Consider the following 16,501-nt stretch of genomic DNA (forward strand, 5'->3'; position numbering starts at 1 on the left):
ATGGCCGCTCGCACCAGCCGCGTGCTGCACCGTTCGTTGCGCGAAACGCCACCCAAGGCGATCGGCGGCGAAGGCGTCTATCTTTTCGCCGAGGACGGGCGGCGCGTGATCGACGCCTCCGGCGGCGCAGCCGTCTCCTGCCTCGGCCATCAGCATCCGCGCGTGATCGCGGCGATGGCAAAACAAGCCTCGACGCTGGCCTATGCGCACACCGCCTTCTTCTCCTCCGAGCCGGCCGAGGCGCTGGCCGAGACGCTGGTCGGGCATGAACCCGGCGGTCTCGCCTACGCCTATTTCGTCAGTGGCGGATCGGAGGCGATCGAAGCCAGCATCAAGCTGGCGCGGCAATATTTCATCGAGCGCGGCGAGCCGCAGCGGCAGCACTTCATTGCGCGGCGGCAGAGCTATCACGGCAACACGCTCGGCGCGCTCGCCGCCGGTGGCAATACCTGGCGGCGCGCGCCCTATGCGCCCCTGCTGTCCGGTGCCTTCAGCCATGTGACGCCGGCCTTCGCCTATCACGAGAAGCACGAGGGCGAATCCGATGCGCAGTTCGTGGCGCGACTGGCCGCGGAGCTCGAAGCCGAATTTCAGCGGCTTGGCCCCGACACCGTCGCCGCGTTCCTCGCCGAGCCCGTCGTCGGTGCCACCGCCGGTGCGGTGACGGCACCGGACGGCTACTTCAAGGCGGTGCGCGAGATCTGCGACCGGCATGGCGCCCTCCTCGTCCTCGACGAAGTCATGAGCGGCATGGGCCGCACCGGCACGACGCACGCCTGGGAGCAGGAGGGCGTTGCTCCGGATATCCAGGCGATCGCAAAGGGTCTCGGCGGCGGCTATCAGCCGATCGGCGCGATGCTCGCGAGCGGCAAGATCATCGACACCATCCGCTCGGGCTCCGGCGCGTTCCAGCATGGCCACACCTATCTGGCGCATCCCCTCGCCTGCGCAGCCGCGCTCGCGGTGCAGGATGTGATCCGCGAGGACCGCCTGCTAGACCGCGTCAAGGAGCGCGGCAAGCAACTCGAGCAGCGCCTGACCGAGCGCTTCGGCAATCACCGCCATATCGGCGACATCAGGGGCCGCGGCCTGTTCTGGGCGATCGAGCTCGTCGCCGATCGCGCCGGCCGCACCTCGTTCGATCCCGCGCTCAAGCTGAACCAGAAGATCAAGGCGGAAGCCTTCGCCAACGGGCTCGGCTGCTATCCCGGTGGCGGTACCGTGGACGGCGCCCGTGGCGACCATGTGCTGCTGGCGCCGCCCTATATCGCTTCGGCTGCCGAGATCGATCTGATCGTCGACAAGCTCGGCACCGCCGTCGACAACGTGTTGCGTAGTGTCAATCACTGAGGGGAGAGTCATATGATGAGGAAAGTGGTTATCGTAGCCGGCATGCTTGCAGCATCGACGGTTGCCGCGTCGGCGGCGACGCTCGACACGGTGAAGAGCCGCGGCACGCTGATCTGCGGCGTCAGCGCCGGCTTTGCCGGTTTCTCCGCGCCGGACTCGCAGGGCAATTACAAGGGTCTCGACGTCGATTATTGCCGCGCGCTCGCGGCCGGCGTGCTCGGCGACGCCAGCAAGGTGCGCTACGTCTCGCTGACCGCGCAGAATCGCTTCACCGCGCTGCAATCGGGCGAGATCGACGTACTCTACCGCAACTCGACGCAGACCTATCTGCGCGGCGTGACGCTGGGCCTCCGCCAGGGGCCGGTCAACTTCTATGACGGCCAGGGCTTTGTCGTGAAGAAGGACCTCGGCGTGAAGGAGATCAAGGATTTGAAGGGTGCGACTGTCTGCGTCGCGCAGGGCACCACGCATGAAGTCACGCTCGGCGATTACGGCCGCGCCAACGGCATCGACTGGAAGCCGCTGGTGTTCGACCGCGTCGACACCATGTACCAGACCTTCTTCGGCGGCCGCTGCGATGCCATGACCCAGGATGCCTCCGCGCTCGCCGGCGCCGTGACGACCGCGGCGCCGAATCCGGCCGACTACGTCGTGCTGCCGCAGACCATCAGCAAGGAGCCGCTCGGCCCGTTCACCCGCAACGGTGACGAAGTCTGGAGCGACATTATCACCTGGTTGCATTACGGCCTGATCGAGGCCGAGGAACTCGGTGTCACGCAAGGCAATGTCGACGAGATGGCGAAGTCACAGACGCCGGCGGTCCAGCGCCTGCTGGGTGCCTCCGGCGACCTCGGCTCGCGGCTCGGTCTCGATAACAAATGGCTGGTGACGGTGATCAAGGCCACCGGCAATTACGGCGAGATCTACGAGCGCAATGTCGGCAAGGCGAGCCCGCTCAAGCTCGACCGCGGCCTCAACGGCCTCTGGAGCAAGGGCGGCTTGATGTACGCGGTGCCGTTCAAGTAAACGGTGCTTCACCTCTCCCCGCCTGCGGGGAGAGGTCGACCGCGCAGCGGTCGGGTGAGGGGGAGCCTCCGCGAATTCATCCCTCACTTTCAACGTGGATAGAGCCCCTCACCCCGACCCTCTCCCCGTAAGAACGGGGAGAGGGAGAAGAGACACCGATGCGCATCGCCCTGATTCACGCCCTCAAGCATTCCATCGCGCCGATCGAGGCTGCGTTCGCGAAGGCGTGGCCAGAGGCGCGGCTGATGAACCTGCTCGACGACAGCCTGTCGGCGGATCTGGCCCGCGACGGCGTGCTCAACGATGCCATGACCGAGCACTTCCTCGCGCTCGGCGACTATGCGGCAGCTACGGGAGCGAACGGAATCCTGTTCACCTGCTCGGCGTTCGGCCCCTGCATCGAGGCCGTCGCGCGCGCACATGCGCCAATGCCCGTGCTGAAGCCGAACGAGGCGATGATCGAGCAGGCCGTGACCATGGGCAAGCGAATTGGCCTGCTCTCGACCTTCCCGCCGACACTGGCCTCGATGCCACCGGAGTTTCCGGCCTCGGCCCAGGTCGTGCCGAAACTCGCCGAGGGCGCGCTGGCGGCGCTCGATCGCGGCGATCGCGCCACGCACGACAGGCTGATTGTCGAGGCTTCAAAGGACTTGCGCGATTGCGACGTCATTGCGCTCGCGCAATTCAGCATCGCGGCAACCGCGCCGCTGGTCGCCGAAGCCACCGGCCGCCCGGTCGTGACGACCCCGGACAGCGCGGTCGACAAGTTGATGAGGCTGCTGAAAGCGAAGGCCTAGGCGCCGGCCTTTTTCCGACGACGCGCATCCTTGATCGCAGCAGCAAGCGCGGCCTTCGTTTCGTTCACAAAGTCCTCGACCAGTTCCTCGCGCGTGGCATGCGCGGCCTCGCCGGTGAACAGGCCCTGCTCGGCCAGCATCACCACGCCATGCAACGCCGCCCAGATCTTGAGCGCTTGCCGCTCGCGCAAGAAGCCGACCGCCGGCGCCTCGAGGGCTTCGATCACCAGCGCAAAAGTCTCGCGCGTGGCGTCGTGCAGCTCGCTGCCCTTTGCCGCGCATGACACGGTGCGGGAAGCGAACATCAGGCGATAGATGCCGTTGCGGCGCAGACCGAAATCGAGCGTCGCCTGCGCCAGCCGCGACAGTTTCGATTGCTTCGACGGCTTCGCCATCGCCTCGCGCAGAAGTGCACTGAGCTGCCGGAACGCTTCCGCCGTCACCGCCGTTAGCAGCGCATCACGGTCGGCAAAATGCCGATACGGCGCCGGCTGCGAGACGCCGAGCTGTTTGGCAAGCGCCTTGATGCTGATCGCCTCGGCGCCGCCCTGCTCCGCCTCGCGCAGCGCGGCCTTGATCAAGGCGTCACGGAGATCGCCATGGTGGTAAGTATTCTCCGGCTTACGGACGAGTTGTGAACGCATGTTACGTCAAGCCTATAAGTTTGCGCTTGACAGGGGAAGCCCGCCGCGAATGTAATAGCATATAACTTAAAGCGGCGGCAAATGCCGCCGATAAAATTGACATGAGGATCGCGCGGCCTTCGGGCCCCGCGCACACGACCGAGGAAGCCGCCATGACAGAGCGACTGAGGGTTCACGTCGATCCCGACAAATGCCAGGGCCACGCGCGCTGCAAGGCGCTCGCGCCGGAGCTGTTCGAGCTCGACGAATACGGCAACGCCCATGAGGCCGGGGACGGCACCGTGCCCCCCGGTCTCGAAGACAAGGCGTGGCTTGCCAAATCCAACTGCCCGGAAATTGCGATCGATGTGATCGAGGAGTAGCGCGGCCCCTGCCCGCTTGCGTGCTTTTAGCGAACACGAGCCCCGAGGGATTTCCTGCCATGTCCGACGTCAGCCAGCCTGTCGCCCACCCGCCCGTCACCGACTGGGTCAACGATTTCGACCACACCGATCCGCAATGGACGGAGGATCCGTTCTCGATCTGGGAGGAGCTTCGCTCCGCGAGCCCGGTGGTGCATACAAAGCGCTTCCTCGGCTGCTACATGCCGACGACTTATGAGGCGGTGCGCGAGATCGCCAACGACACCGAGCATTTCTCCTCGCGCCGCATCATCGTCCGTGACGTTCGACCCGAAGTCGCCAGGAACGCCGCTCCGCCGATCACCTCCGACCCGCCCGTACACAAGCCAGCCAAGCAATTGCTGTTGCCGCCTTTCACGCCGGACGCGATGAAGAAGCTGGAACCGCGGATGCGCGCGATCTGCAACGAGCTGATCGACGGGTTCATCGCCGATGGCAAGGTCGATGCCGCAGCGCGCTACAGCAAATATATTCCGGTTCAGGCTATCGCCCACATGCTCGGCATTCCCGAGAGCGACAGCGATCGGTTCATCGACTGGATCCACATGATCCTCGAGCTCGGCATCAAGGACGAGAGCAAGCTGCTCCAGGCCGTGCAGGAGATGAGCGCCTATTTCAGGACGCATATCGAGGAGCGCAGATCGAAGCCGACCGACGACCTGATTTCCTATTTGATGAACGCCAAGGACAAGGAAGGCCAGCCGCTGGAAGAGTCCCATGTGCTGGGTTCGCTGCGGCTGCTCCTGATCGCCGGCATCGACACCACCTGGAGTGCGATCGGCTCCTCGCTCTGGCATCTCGCCCGGACGCCGGCCGACCGCGAACGGCTGATCGCCGAGCCCGGGCTGATCCCGATCGCCGTGGAGGAGCTGCTGCGGGCCTATTCGCCGGTGACCATGGCCCGCGAGGTGGTCAAGGAGACCACGATCTCGGGCTGCCCGGTCAAGGCGGGCAACATGGTGCTGCTGTCGTTCCCGGCCGCCAACCGCGACCCCAAGATGTTTCCGGACGCTGACAAAGTCGTGATCGACCGCCGGGAGAATCGCCATGCCGCCTTCGGCCTCGGCATCCACCGCTGCGTCGGTTCCAACCTTGCACGCATGGAGATGCAGGTTGCGCTGGAGGAATGGCTGAAGCGGATCCCGGACTTCTCCCTCGATCCGGCAGGCACGGTGACCTGGTCACAGGGCACGGTGAGAGGCCCCCGCCAGTTGCCATTTCTGTTCGGAAAGGCGATGTAGGCCTTTCCAAGACCAACGGAGAGAGGCCGGACGTGACAGAGCAAGCAACCCTACCGGCCTCTGATCACATCGACATCGACATCGCCGACGCCAAACGGCGGATCAAGGCGATCTTCATCGGCTCGATCGGCAATCTCGTCGAGTGGTACGATTTTTACGCCTATACGGCGTTCGCGCTCTATTTCGCTCCGGCCTTCTTCCCTGGCAACGACCCCGTCGTCCAGCAATTGAACGTCGCCGTGGTGTTCGCGGCGACCTTCCTGATGCGCCCCCTGGGCGGCTGGCTGTTCGGCTACATCGCGGATCATTTCGGCCGGCGCATCTCGCTGACCTTGTCGGTCGTCTTCATGTGCTTCGGCTCGCTGATCATCGCGCTGACGCCGACCTATGCGACCATCGGTTTCGCCGCGCCGGTGATCCTGGCGCTCGCCCGCGTCATCGAGGGCCTGAGCCTCGGCGGCGAATATGGTGCCAGCGCGACCTATCTCAGCGAGGTCGCCGATCCCAAGCATCGCGGCTTCTATTCGAGCTTTCAATACGTCACCCTGATCGGCGGCCAGCTCACCGCGATCATCGTGCTGCTGCTCCTGCAAAAGGTCTTCCTCACGCCGGAGGAGCTCAAGGCCTGGGGCTGGCGCATCCCGTTTGCGATCGGCGCGGCGCTGGCGATCTTTGCCGCAGTGATGCGGCGCAATCTGCACGAGACCGAGGCCTTCGAGGAAGCCAAGAAGGTGGTGAAGCCGACCGGCTCGATCACCAATTTGCTGCGCTACCCCCGCGAGCTGCTGCTGGTGGTCGGCCTCACGGCCGGCGGTACCGCGGCGTTCTACACCTTCACCACCTACATGCAGACCTTCGTCAAGCTCTCGGTCGGCCTGACCGAGGACCAGACCACTTTCGTGATCTTCGGCACGCTGATCTTCGCGACCATCCTCCAGCCGATCTACGGCGCGATCTCCGACAAGATCGGCCGCAAACCGTTGCTGATCTTCTTCGGCGTCGCCGGTACGCTCGCGACCGTGCCGCTGCTGATGACGCTGAAGGAGACCAAGTCGCCGTTCATGGCCTTCATTCTGATCTGCTGCGCGTGGCTGTTCGTCGCCGGTTACACCTCGATCAACGCGGTGGTGAAGGCCGAGCTGTTCCCGACCAATGTCCGCGCCCTCGGTGTCGGCCTGCCCTACGCCATCACGGTCTCGATCTTCGGCGGCACGGCGCCGGCGATCGCGCTCTATTTCAAGAGCATCGGGCACGAGGAGTGGTTCTACTACTATCTCGCCGGCGTCATCTGCCTGTCGCTGATCATCTATTCCACCATGCGTGACACCAAGCACGCCTCCGCGATGCATCGCCACGAGTAGCTCATGGCCGACGACAACGAGCCGCCCGACAGCAAGCTGACGCGCACCAAGGAGAAATGGGCGCGCGAAGGCCGCTTCCTCACGGGCCGCGTTACGCGACCGGAGGATCAGCGGCTACCGCCGGGCCAGCATCTCACCAAGGACTGGCCGGTGCTCGATCTCGGAGTCGTGCCGCCGGTTTCGCGCGAGCGCTGGCGGCTCGACGTTTACGGTGCGATCGAGACCCCCGTGTTCTGGACCTTTGCCGAATTCGCGGCGCAGAAGCAGGCGCAGATCACCTCCGACATTCACTGCGTGACCACCTGGTCTCGCTACGACAATGAGTGGGAAGGCCTCGCCACGCGCGAGCTGCTTGCGGCTTGCCAGCCGCGCGAGGACGCGCGCTTCGTGGTCCTGCATTCCCATGACGGCTACACCACCAACCTCACGCTGGAAGACTTTGCCGCCGAGGACGCGCTGCTCGCCCACAGCTGGTCGGGTCAGCCGCTGACCGAAGAGCACGGCGGCCCGGTACGGCTCGTCGTGCCGCATCTGTATTTCTGGAAGAGCGCCAAATGGCTTCAGGCCATCGAGTTCCTGACCGAGGACGCGCTGGGCTTCTGGGAAGTCCGCGGCTATCATAACCGCGGCGATCCCTGGGCCGAGCAGCGTTATTCAGCCGATTAGGTTCACGCAAGGACGGGGGAAGCCCATGCCGACGGAACGCTTTCAATTCACCGGCGAAGGCGGTCATCAACTAGCCGCCGCGCTGGAGCTGCCCGATGGCGAGCCCGCAGCCTACGCGCTGTTCGCGCACTGCTTCACCTGCGGCAAGGACACGCTGGCGGCAAAACGCATCTCGGTCGCGCTCGCCGCCAAGGGCATTGCGGTGCTGCGCTTCGACTTCACCGGGCTCGGCTCCAGCGAAGGCGATTTCGCCAATTCGACGTTCTCCTCCAACGTCGCCGACCTCTTGCGCGCCGCCGATCATCTGCGCCAGGTCCGCACGGCGCCGTCGATCCTGATCGGCCACAGCCTCGGTGGTGCCGCGATCGTCGCCGCCGCCGGAAGGATTCCGGAAGCCAAGGCTGTCGTGACCATCGCGGCGCCGTCCGATCCCGCGCACGTCACAGGTCTGTTCAGCGAGCATCTCGACAGCATCCGCGCGCAGGGCGAAGTCGAGGTCTCGCTCGCGGGACGTCCGTTCCGGATCAAGCGCGAATTCCTCGACGACATCGCCGAGCAAGAACTGATGAAGGACATCACCGGCCTGCACAAGGCCCTGCTCGTGATGCAGTCCCCTGTCGACGACACCGTCGGCATCGACAATGCGACCAAGATTTTCGTTGCGGCAAAACACCCCAAGAGCTTCGTCTCGCTCGACCACGCCGATCACCTGCTGAGCAAGCCGGCCGACGCCCTCTACGCGGCCGACGTGATCACGGCCTGGGCCAGCCGCTACATCGACACCGCGAAGCCCGCGAAGGCGATGGATCTCGCGGAAGAGCCGCGCAGAGTGGTGGTGCAGGAGACCCGCAAGAGCAAGTTCAACCAGGCCATCACCGTCGGCCCGCATCATCTGGTGGCGGACGAGCCGATCGCGGCCGGCGGCGAGGATGCCGGTCCCGGCCCCTATGACTTCCTGCTGGCCGGCCTTGGTGCCTGCACCTCCATGACCATGCGCCTCTATGCCGATCGCAAATCGCTGCCGCTCGATCGCGTCACGGTCACGCTGAAGCACTCCAAGATCTACGCCAAGGACTGCGCGGAGTGCGAGACGCGCGATGGCATGCTCGACCAGATCGAGCGCGACATCGCGATCGACGGCGCGCTCGATGCGGAGCAGCGCAAGAAGCTGATGGAGATCGCCGACAAGTGTCCGGTGCACCGGACGCTGACCTCGGAGATCCGCATCGTGACGAAGGTCGTGGACTAGACGGCCAAGATAGTATTTTTCTTCTTGTCCGGAGCCTGGCGAAAATACTCCGTACCCGAAACAGCCGCACGGCTCATCCGCTTGGTGCCGCTGATGGGAAAGCAAGTCGAGATCGCTGATCGCGGTCGTTTCGAACTGCCTATCAAATGCAGGATCGAAGTTGCGCCCACATTGGGACTAGACCAAAAAACCCGGGGCGCGCTGGCCTGTGCGTAACAAGGATAACTTCGACAATAGGTTCGCCTAATGCGGGTGACACGGCATCCTGATCGCATCACGCGAATCAGGGAGATTGCCGATGGGCGTTTATTTGGTGACTTGGGATTTGAATAGGCACAAGCCGAACTACGCGCAGGCTCGACAGAACCTTGTCGATCACATGTCGCGCTACCCCCATATCAAAGATGAGGGTCTAGACTCCGTATGGTTCATCCAATCAACCTCCACGGCCGACGCGCTGGACTCTGACATTCGGGGCCACATGGATACCAACGACAGGTTGATGGTCACCAAACTCGTGAACGGGCAGCACCAAGGCTGGCTCTCGAAGGAGATTTGGGACTGGATCAATGCTCGCATCTAGCGACACCGCGCTAGGCATGTTCGAGTGGCTAAAGTATCTCGCGTCCGGACTGTCCTTCGCGACAGCCGTTACCCTGTTCTTTCGATGGCGCGACTACGAACGGAAGAAAGCGGCAGGTTCGACCTTGACGGTTACCGATGGAGTCGATCGCCGGAATGTGCGGTGGGCCAAGTTGAATTTGAGGAGCTGGACAGCCTCACCGATCCGGATAGGACGCCTCCGCGTCTTGTGGCCGCTTGGCCTTGGTGGGTACGCCTACACAGACGAAGACTCCGTAAAAGCGATCATGATCTACGACCGATCGATTGAACTCCCAGAGGGATGTCGGTCGATTGTGATCACTCCGCCTGCAGAAATACCGGAGAGCAACTCTCTCCGATTGACCTTCTTTGTGAAGGCGGATCAATCGCTCCGGCAATCGCGGCGACGATCGCGCCTATACGTTTGGGTCTCCGGTGAAACCGTTGACGCTCAACGTCGCCGCGTCGGCCTCCTGCTTCGGAGCGGGCCGGTAGATTGGTCGAAACCACCACAAAAGTGAGAGACCTAAACATGGAGAAAACCGGCCCCCCCAGCGGTCCGTCATTGAAGAGCACATTTTCAACGGCGCATTACGCCGCCGTGGTCTCGACCATTGCGCTGATAATCTCCGGCGGCAGCCTGCTTTTTACGAAGCGCTCCTACGACCTCAGCGCGGCAAAAGACCAGCGCGAACTTCTTGAGAAGTCACCGATCGTCGATGTGCAAGTCGCCCCCAATAGCAAGGCGAGAAGCGCCGACCTCACGATCTACATTTTCAATCGTGGGGACATCAACATCGTGCCGCAAGACATCACCGCCCTCCATCTACTCGAACATGGTGATCTCTATCTGTCGGGCTCGCGTCAAAATGTAGAGAAGCTCAGTACGTCCCTGAGCCTCAAATCGATGGGGGTCATTGCTCCAAAGAATTCAGCTACCATGAAGGGAACCGTATCCGGCGTAACCGACGAAAAAGACGATTGGCCTATCAATGGCGTTGACATCACATTCACTCTACGGATCAAGCTCGCCGATGAAGGCGAGACGCTCAAGACGATGAATGTGACTAGAGAGATCAAGCCGGGGCTTTAGGGAAGCACAGCCACCGCCCACTCGGCGATCGGACGACGGACTCCCTGTGAATAGAGTCGCGAAAAGCGATCGTTCGCTCCACCACTAGCGGCGAGAGTGCCATCCTCATCGCCCGCGAATCGATTCATGAGGGAACGAATGACGACAGACAGCGAGGGACGGAAGATCAACCGGAGCCTCCGAAAATCGCAAGCCGAGATCCAGCACCTGATCGACTGCTTCGGTGATCACCTTGCGCAGAAACACAAGTACGATCGATGGGGACTCGAGGCCGTCTGGTTCTACCTGGTCGAGCGGTATCACTGGACTCCCGCCATCGTTCGGGCGCCTAACACCGACGACCTCGATTTCCTGCTCCACGATGAGATGAACGGATGGAAGGCACCCAACGATGACAAGCCGAGCCAAGGTTACAGTTGATGCCGACGCCTGACGACACAAAAAAGTGGCAAGATCATCCAGTTGTCATCGCAATCGGCAGCGGCGCTGCCGCGCTGATCTTTGCGCAGACCGTGATCTTTCCGACGATGACAGCATCGCTTCAAAATGAAGTCTCGTCGGCGCGAAGCCAAACGCAAGAAGTTGCGGCGTTAAGGGAACAGCTCAAGAAGGCGACTGAAGACACTGCGAAGGCCAAGCTCGAGCTCAAAGCAGCCCAGATCAACAACGTATTCTCGGTGGGCAACCCTTATCCCATTGGTTTGAGCAAAGTGAAGATCGGCGACAGTCCTGAAGCCATTCTTGGTAACTATCCAGAGGAAAAAGTTACAAAGAACGTTGCCTCATATTGGTCGATTAAATTAGACCACGCCACGTTCAGGGAAGTTACGTATTTTTTTGATCGGCCGAAGAATCTGAAGGACAGAAAGATTCGAGCATTGCTCTTTTTCACAACTGAGCAATCGTCCGGGATTATCCGCGACAAACTGACAGAAGCACTCGGCAACCCTTCGATTTTCGGACCAAAGCCAGATTGTGCTGGTTGGTCGTTGGGCAAAGACCTATTCGCCAAGGCCGACGGATCTATATCGTTTTCGATCGTAAACACACAACCAGATTGTATTGTCGAGGAAAAATAGAGCCTTTTTTCTGCTCGTGGCAGCACGGCCACGGTGCATTCCGCGATCGCCGTCTTCAATCTACCGCCGCGCCATCGCCGGCATCTAACGAGAGAGAATGCCTTGCCAGTAACCCGAATCGAGAAATTCGATTCCAGCGGTTCGCCTACGCAGCGCGCCGAGCCCGATGCAGATGGCCAGTACCACTACTTCCACTTCGGAAAGAACGTTGATGCCGTCTGCTTTCGCGCGCTCGACGACGTGGCGGAGTTTCTTAGAAAGCCCCCGAAGGCCGGCGTTCGTATGAACCCGGGGTGGAGCAAGATTTCCCGTCGAATTTACATCGATGGAGTACCGCGCTAGCGCGGCTGCTCTAGAAGCACGACGCCATCGTCCGCACCGCCGCGCTGATCTCATTCTCGCGCCAGGCGGCGAAGCCGAGCAGCAGGCCATGGTCGCGTGGACGGCCGAGCGCCAGGCTGGACAGGGCCCGTGTTTCGACGCCTGCCTCGACCAGCCGTTGCACCGCCGCCTGATCGGCGCGACCGCGCTTGAGGCGAGCGACCAGTTGGATGCCGCCCGAGGGCACTTCAGCGGAGAGAACTTCGCCCAGATGGCGCTCCAGTCCCTCGACGAGGTGATCGCGGCGCGCGTGATAGAGCCGTCGCATCCGGCGCAGATGCGCGAGAAAATGCCCGTCTGCGATGAACTCCGCCAGCGCTTCCTGGATGTGGCTGGAGGCGATCAGCCCGACGTGTCGCTGTGCGATCTCAAGGGTGCCGACCAGCCCTGGTGGCGCGACGACATAGCCGAGCCGGATATCCGACGTCATCGCCTTCGAGAACGTTCCGACATAGAACACGCGGCCGTGGGCGTCTAACCCCTGCAAGGCCGGCACCGGCCGGCTGTCATAATGGAATTCGCCGTCGTAATCGTCTTCGACGATCCAGGTCTCGCCTGGCCTGCTCATGCCCAGGAATTCAGTGCGGCGCGCGAGCGACATCAGCCGCCCGGTCGGATGCTGATGCGAGGGCGTCATGAAGATGAGCTTTGGCGCGGCCAGTCCCGGCATCCGCTGCATGCCCTGCTCGTCCAGCTTCATTCCCATCACGCGCGCGCCGGAGGCGCGGAAAGCCGCCGCAGCGCCGGGATAGCCGGGGTCCTCGACCCAGACATCGTCGCCGGGCGTGATGAGCGCAGCTGCAATCAGGGTCAGCGCGGCCTGCGCGCTCGGCAGGATCAGGATCTGGTCTGCGGTGGCGCGGACGCCCCTGCTGGCGGCCAGATAATGCGCCAGCGCCTGGCGCAGGCGCGTCCGATTGACCGGTCCAAGCTCGCGCTTAGCTGCGCGCACCGCGCTGCGGCGCAGGCAGCGGGCCCACACTTCGTTCGGAAACTCCCGCGCATCTCCTTGCCCCGGACGCAAGGGTTTTAGCGGCGCCTGATAGGACATCGGCCAGTCGGTCTGCTTGAGCTTCGACGCCCAGGGTGAGAGCCGCGGCTTACCAGAGCGGACGCTCGGTGCGACGGCACCCGTCTCTTCGTTACGGCCGCCGTCGACCGTGACCATGGGACGACGACCGTGCGACGCCTCGAGATATCCCTCGGCGGCGAGCTGCTCGAAGGCATAAGTGACGGTGTTGCGCGAGACGCCGAGATCGCTCGCAAGCCGGCGGCTCGACGGCAGCGCGCGGCCTTTGCCGAGTCGACCGGTCGCGATCAGGTCTCGCAGCTGGCTCGTCAGTTGCGCCGTCAGCCCCTCGTCGTCGGTCCGCTTCAGCTCGATCAGGGCGGAGATCACACCTTCCGAAACTGGCACCTAATTCCTTTCCGATCTGGCACTTTTTCAGGTGCCAATCCGGATGCTATCCGCCGGACTGGACTGCTTCAAGGATTTTGCGATGAACTCCCTCTCCTCCCGCGCGGCCGTCGGCCTGTTCCTGATCGTCGTGCTGGCCTGGGGCGTGAACTGGTCGGTGACGAAGCAACTCGTCCAGTTCCTTCCGCCACTATGGACTTCGGCGATCCGGAGCTGGATCGCGCTGGCCGGATTGTTCGTGATCCTCGGGCTGAGCAACAATCTGATGATCCCGGAGCGGCGCGACATTCCGGTGATCCTGAGCGTCGCACTGCTGCACATGACGGTGTTCTCGGTCCTGGTTGCGGCCGGTGTGCGCTTCCTGCCCGCGAGCAAGGCAATCGTGCTCGGCTACACCACGCCGCTCTGGGTCGCGATCGCCGCGCCCTTGCTGGGGAAGGATACGCTGACGGCGCCCAAGCTCGCCGGCGCCTTGCTCGGGCTGATCGGCCTTGCCGTGATCCTGAACCCCACGTCGATCGATTGGACCAATACCAACGTCCTGCTCGGGGCCGGCATGGTCGTCCTGGCCGCGATGTCCTGGGCCGCGAACATCATCTATATGAGCGCGCATCGCTGGATTGCATCGCCGCTCCAGCTCCTGCTCTGGCAGGTGCTCGTGGCGACGATCGTACTGACGGGATCGGCTGTTATCACGGAAGGCCCGCCGCACGCGGAATGGTCGTGGAAGCTCGTGCTGCTTTTCCTGTATTCCGGCCTGATCGGAACGGCGCTGGCCTATTGGGCGATGTCGATGGTCAACAAGAGCATCTCGGCCCTGACGACGTCGCTCGGCACCACCGGGACGCCGCTCGTCGGTATCGCCAGTGCTGCGATCCTGCTGGGCGAGCCAATCGACATGAGTCTTGCTGTCGCGGCCGGACTGATCGTCACCGGCATCGGTCTTGCGACGCTGGGCGACCGGCTGCTGCGCGGTCAGGCCACCGCGAGCGGCTGAACCCGCAGTGCGCCGCGCAGGCCGGCCGTCGTGCCGAGCAGGATGCCGGCGACCGCGACGAACGAGCCCAGAGCGAGCGTCGATACGCCGGTGAGCCCCTGCCCGATCGAGCAGCCGAACGCCATCACGCCGCCGATCCCCATCAGCGCGGCGCCGCCGGCAGACCGCAGCATGTGGCGCGGCGAGGAATAACCTTCGAGGTGGAAACGGCCTGTGGCGAGCGCGGTGACAAGGCTGCCGGCGAGAACGCCGGCCACGGTGGCGATGCCGAAATTGAGCGTCAGACCGGTCGAGAGCATGGCATACTGCAGGCTATCGGCGATCGGCGCGACGAAGGTCAGCGAGGTCACCGGGACGGGATTGAAATCGTCGGCACCAAGATAGCCGGTGACGAACCAGCCGCTGGCGACCAGGAGGCCGACGACGACGCCGGCTGCAATCTGGCCGGGCGAACGCCGGAACGCCGGGTGCGCGAACGCAAACAGGATCAGCGCAACGACGATTATAGCAGCGCTCAGCGCACGCGAGGCCGCTTCGCCGGGACCGAGCGTCGCCAACAGTGACGGCAGCGAATTGGCGTTGACGGTCGTTTGCGAGGCCTGAACCAGCGCAATGCGCGCCGGCGCGATCAAGCCCTTGAGCGTCATCTGCGCGGCGATGGCGAGCACGATCACGACGACGAAGGAGCGGAGATTGCCGCGGCCGAGCAGCACCAGCGCCCGCGAGCCGCAGCCGTTCGACAACACCATGCCGTAGCCGAACAACAGGCCGCCGAGGAACAGCACCGGCACTGAAAAGGATTGTTGCAGATAGATCGACTTGCCGAGATCGACCATGCCGCTACCGGCAAGGAATTGGCTCGCAGCAACCGCAACAGCAATCGCCATCGCAAAGGTCCGCACCAGCCGCCCGTCTCCTTCGGCCAGCCAGCCGCGCATGCTGCTCATCAGGCAGAAGCCGCTGAGCAGGCCCACGGCGCCATAGATGAGCCCGATGATGAGGCCGGCGAGGATGACGAGTTGGGTGGACGAGTCCATGGTCAAGGCTTCAGGATCACGCGATCCCGCGACGAACCGGCGACCGCGACATAGGCCTCCTTGGCGCGCTCCAGCGGATAGACGGCATTCGCCTTGATCGGGAACGGTTTCAGGTGCCCGCTCGCAAAGCCGGGGCCGAGGTCGCGCAGCACCGCGCCGGTCGCGGCCGAGGACAGCCCGAGCGTGTCGATGCCGACATAGGTGTGTTGCCCGCGGTAGAATTCGAGGATGTTGAACTGCACGATGCGGTCGATCGCGGCGATCAGGATCTGGCGGCCGCGCAATCCGAGCGACTTGTGCGCGGCCTGGAAATAGGGATCGCCGACCGTGTTGAAGACGATGTCGGCCCCCTTGCCGCCGGTCAGTTCGCGTACGCGCGTGGCGACATCGGTCGCCGAGGCGTCAATCACCTCGATGGCTGCGTTGGCATGGCCCTCATAGGCTTCCGCCTTGCGCACCACGCCGATAACGCGCGCGCCCTGCCACGTCGCGATCTGGACCGCGGCCTGACCGACCTTCCCGTTGACGCCGAACACCAGCACGGTCTCGCCGGGCTTCGGAATGCCGGCGCGGCGAAAGCCTTCCATTGCGGTGACGAAAGGCACGCCGATGCCGGCGGCCTCCTCCCAGGACACCGTCTTCGGCTTCTCCACCACGGCGTCGGCTTCGACGACGAGATGGCTGGCATGGGTGCCGTCGCGGCGGATGCCGAGATCGCCGGAGGAGCCGAACACCTCGCGGCCGATCGTATCGGCCGGTCCGTCAATCACCACGCCGGCATAATCGCGGCCGGGCGTGCGGGGGAAGACCGCATAGGGCATCAGCCCGGTCGCAGCCTTCACATCGGAGGGGTTGACGGCGGCGGCCCTTATCTCGATCAGGAGATCCTTCGGACCGCGCGTGAGTAGATGACGCTCGATCAGCGGCGCGATCGCCGCAGCATTATCGGCCTTGGCATTGAGGCGGACGCAGCGCGCTTCGACGGTTTTGCAATCGGCTGGTGACATCGAAAGACCCACGATTTCTCGCGGGCCTTGTCGCCTTTGGGACCGGTCAAGTCAACCGCCTCCCCTCATCCTGAGGAGTCGCGCGAGCGGCGTCTCGAAGGATACAGGCCCGCGCTGCAGCATCCGGGCCTTCATGGTTCGAGACGCGCCTT

Annotated in this window: 17 protein-coding genes; 13 read left to right on the plus strand and 4 right to left on the minus strand. The window is 63.5% G+C overall.

Going from position 1 to position 16,501, the window contains the following annotated elements:
- From AB7Z56_RS32345 to AB7Z56_RS32355, 3 genes are all read left to right on the plus strand, one after another.
- Window positions 1-1,350 carry an aspartate aminotransferase family protein gene (locus tag AB7Z56_RS32345; protein ID WP_063984715.1) on the plus strand — a complete coding sequence of 450 codons (1,350 nt, stop codon included), beginning with the start codon at window positions 1-3 and terminating at the stop codon, window positions 1,348-1,350.
- A gap of 12 nt (window positions 1,351-1,362) precedes the next feature.
- A complete protein-coding gene (locus tag AB7Z56_RS32350) occupies window positions 1,363-2,376 on the plus strand; it encodes an amino acid ABC transporter substrate-binding protein (RefSeq protein ID WP_063984716.1) in 1,014 nt (337 codons plus the stop codon).
- A gap of 158 nt (window positions 2,377-2,534) precedes the next feature.
- The gene (locus AB7Z56_RS32355; protein WP_063984717.1) at window positions 2,535-3,173 is read left to right on the plus strand and encodes an aspartate/glutamate racemase family protein; all 639 of its coding nucleotides are present in this window, start codon (window positions 2,535-2,537) and stop codon (window positions 3,171-3,173) included.
- On the opposite strand, the gene AB7Z56_RS32360 is transcribed toward AB7Z56_RS32355, so the two are convergent.
- Window positions 3,170-3,817 (minus strand): TetR/AcrR family transcriptional regulator, encoded by a 648-nt coding sequence (locus AB7Z56_RS32360; RefSeq protein ID WP_063984718.1) that lies wholly within the window; start codon window positions 3,815-3,817, stop codon window positions 3,170-3,172. The two genes, AB7Z56_RS32355 and AB7Z56_RS32360, sit on opposite strands and share 4 nt — an antisense overlap.
- 152 nt (window positions 3,818-3,969) lie before the next feature.
- On the opposite strand from AB7Z56_RS32360, the gene AB7Z56_RS32365 reads away from it, so the two are divergent.
- The 9 genes from AB7Z56_RS32365 (at window position 3,970) to AB7Z56_RS32405 (ending at window position 11,510) form a co-directional block, all read left to right on the plus strand.
- Complete coding sequence (locus tag AB7Z56_RS32365; protein WP_007607931.1) at window positions 3,970-4,179, plus strand: ferredoxin; 210 nt, start codon at window positions 3,970-3,972, stop codon at window positions 4,177-4,179.
- 59 nt (window positions 4,180-4,238) lie between these two features.
- Window positions 4,239-5,459, plus strand: a complete 1,221-nt coding sequence (locus tag AB7Z56_RS32370) for a cytochrome P450 (RefSeq protein ID WP_063984719.1) — start codon at window positions 4,239-4,241, stop codon at window positions 5,457-5,459.
- Between the two features lie 32 nt (window positions 5,460-5,491).
- Complete coding sequence (locus AB7Z56_RS32375) at window positions 5,492-6,820, plus strand: MFS transporter (RefSeq protein ID WP_063984720.1); 1,329 nt, start codon at window positions 5,492-5,494, stop codon at window positions 6,818-6,820.
- Between the two features lie 3 nt (window positions 6,821-6,823).
- A complete protein-coding gene (locus tag AB7Z56_RS32380; RefSeq protein WP_283018529.1) occupies window positions 6,824-7,486 on the plus strand; it encodes a sulfite oxidase-like oxidoreductase in 663 nt (220 codons plus the stop codon).
- A gap of 25 nt (window positions 7,487-7,511) precedes the next feature.
- Window positions 7,512-8,735 carry a bifunctional alpha/beta hydrolase/OsmC family protein gene (locus AB7Z56_RS32385; RefSeq protein ID WP_063984722.1) on the plus strand — a complete coding sequence of 408 codons (1,224 nt, stop codon included), beginning with the start codon at window positions 7,512-7,514 and terminating at the stop codon, window positions 8,733-8,735.
- 298 nt (window positions 8,736-9,033) lie between these two features.
- Complete coding sequence (locus AB7Z56_RS32390; RefSeq protein WP_231144411.1) at window positions 9,034-9,318, plus strand: hypothetical protein; 285 nt, start codon at window positions 9,034-9,036, stop codon at window positions 9,316-9,318.
- 552 nt (window positions 9,319-9,870) lie between these two features.
- Window positions 9,871-10,431, plus strand: coding sequence for a hypothetical protein (locus tag AB7Z56_RS32395; RefSeq protein ID WP_063984723.1), 561 nt, complete (start codon window positions 9,871-9,873; stop codon window positions 10,429-10,431).
- Between the two features lie 138 nt (window positions 10,432-10,569).
- A complete protein-coding gene (locus AB7Z56_RS32400; protein ID WP_084795234.1) occupies window positions 10,570-10,851 on the plus strand; it encodes a hypothetical protein in 282 nt (93 codons plus the stop codon).
- On the plus strand, window positions 10,851-11,510 hold the full coding sequence (locus AB7Z56_RS32405; protein ID WP_231144410.1) for a hypothetical protein: 660 nt from the start codon (window positions 10,851-10,853) through the stop codon (window positions 11,508-11,510). Before AB7Z56_RS32400 ends, AB7Z56_RS32405 begins: the two co-directional genes overlap by 1 nt.
- 352 nt (window positions 11,511-11,862) lie before the next feature.
- On the opposite strand, the gene pdxR is transcribed toward AB7Z56_RS32405, so the two are convergent.
- Window positions 11,863-13,308 (minus strand): MocR-like pyridoxine biosynthesis transcription factor PdxR, encoded by a 1,446-nt coding sequence (gene pdxR / locus AB7Z56_RS32410; RefSeq protein ID WP_063984725.1) that lies wholly within the window; start codon window positions 13,306-13,308, stop codon window positions 11,863-11,865.
- 82 nt (window positions 13,309-13,390) lie between these two features.
- Here pdxR and AB7Z56_RS32415 point away from each other — a divergent pair, with 82 nt between their 5' ends.
- Window positions 13,391-14,305, plus strand: coding sequence for a DMT family transporter (locus AB7Z56_RS32415; RefSeq protein ID WP_071917623.1), 915 nt, complete (start codon window positions 13,391-13,393; stop codon window positions 14,303-14,305).
- Here the strand turns inward: AB7Z56_RS32415 and AB7Z56_RS32420 are convergent.
- Window positions 14,284-15,342, minus strand: coding sequence for a YeeE/YedE family protein (locus tag AB7Z56_RS32420; protein ID WP_231144408.1), 1,059 nt, complete (start codon window positions 15,340-15,342; stop codon window positions 14,284-14,286). The two genes, AB7Z56_RS32415 and AB7Z56_RS32420, sit on opposite strands and share 22 nt — an antisense overlap.
- Window positions 15,343-15,344: 2 nt before the next feature.
- Window positions 15,345-16,349 (minus strand): quinone oxidoreductase family protein, encoded by a 1,005-nt coding sequence (locus tag AB7Z56_RS32425; RefSeq protein WP_063984726.1) that lies wholly within the window; start codon window positions 16,347-16,349, stop codon window positions 15,345-15,347.
- Between the last annotated feature and the right edge of the window lie 152 nt (window positions 16,350-16,501).

Origin of the sequence: Bradyrhizobium sp. 482_C4_N1_8, from assembly GCF_052075965.1 — a bacterium.
Taxonomy (GTDB): domain Bacteria; phylum Pseudomonadota; class Alphaproteobacteria; order Rhizobiales; family Xanthobacteraceae; genus Bradyrhizobium; species Bradyrhizobium barranii.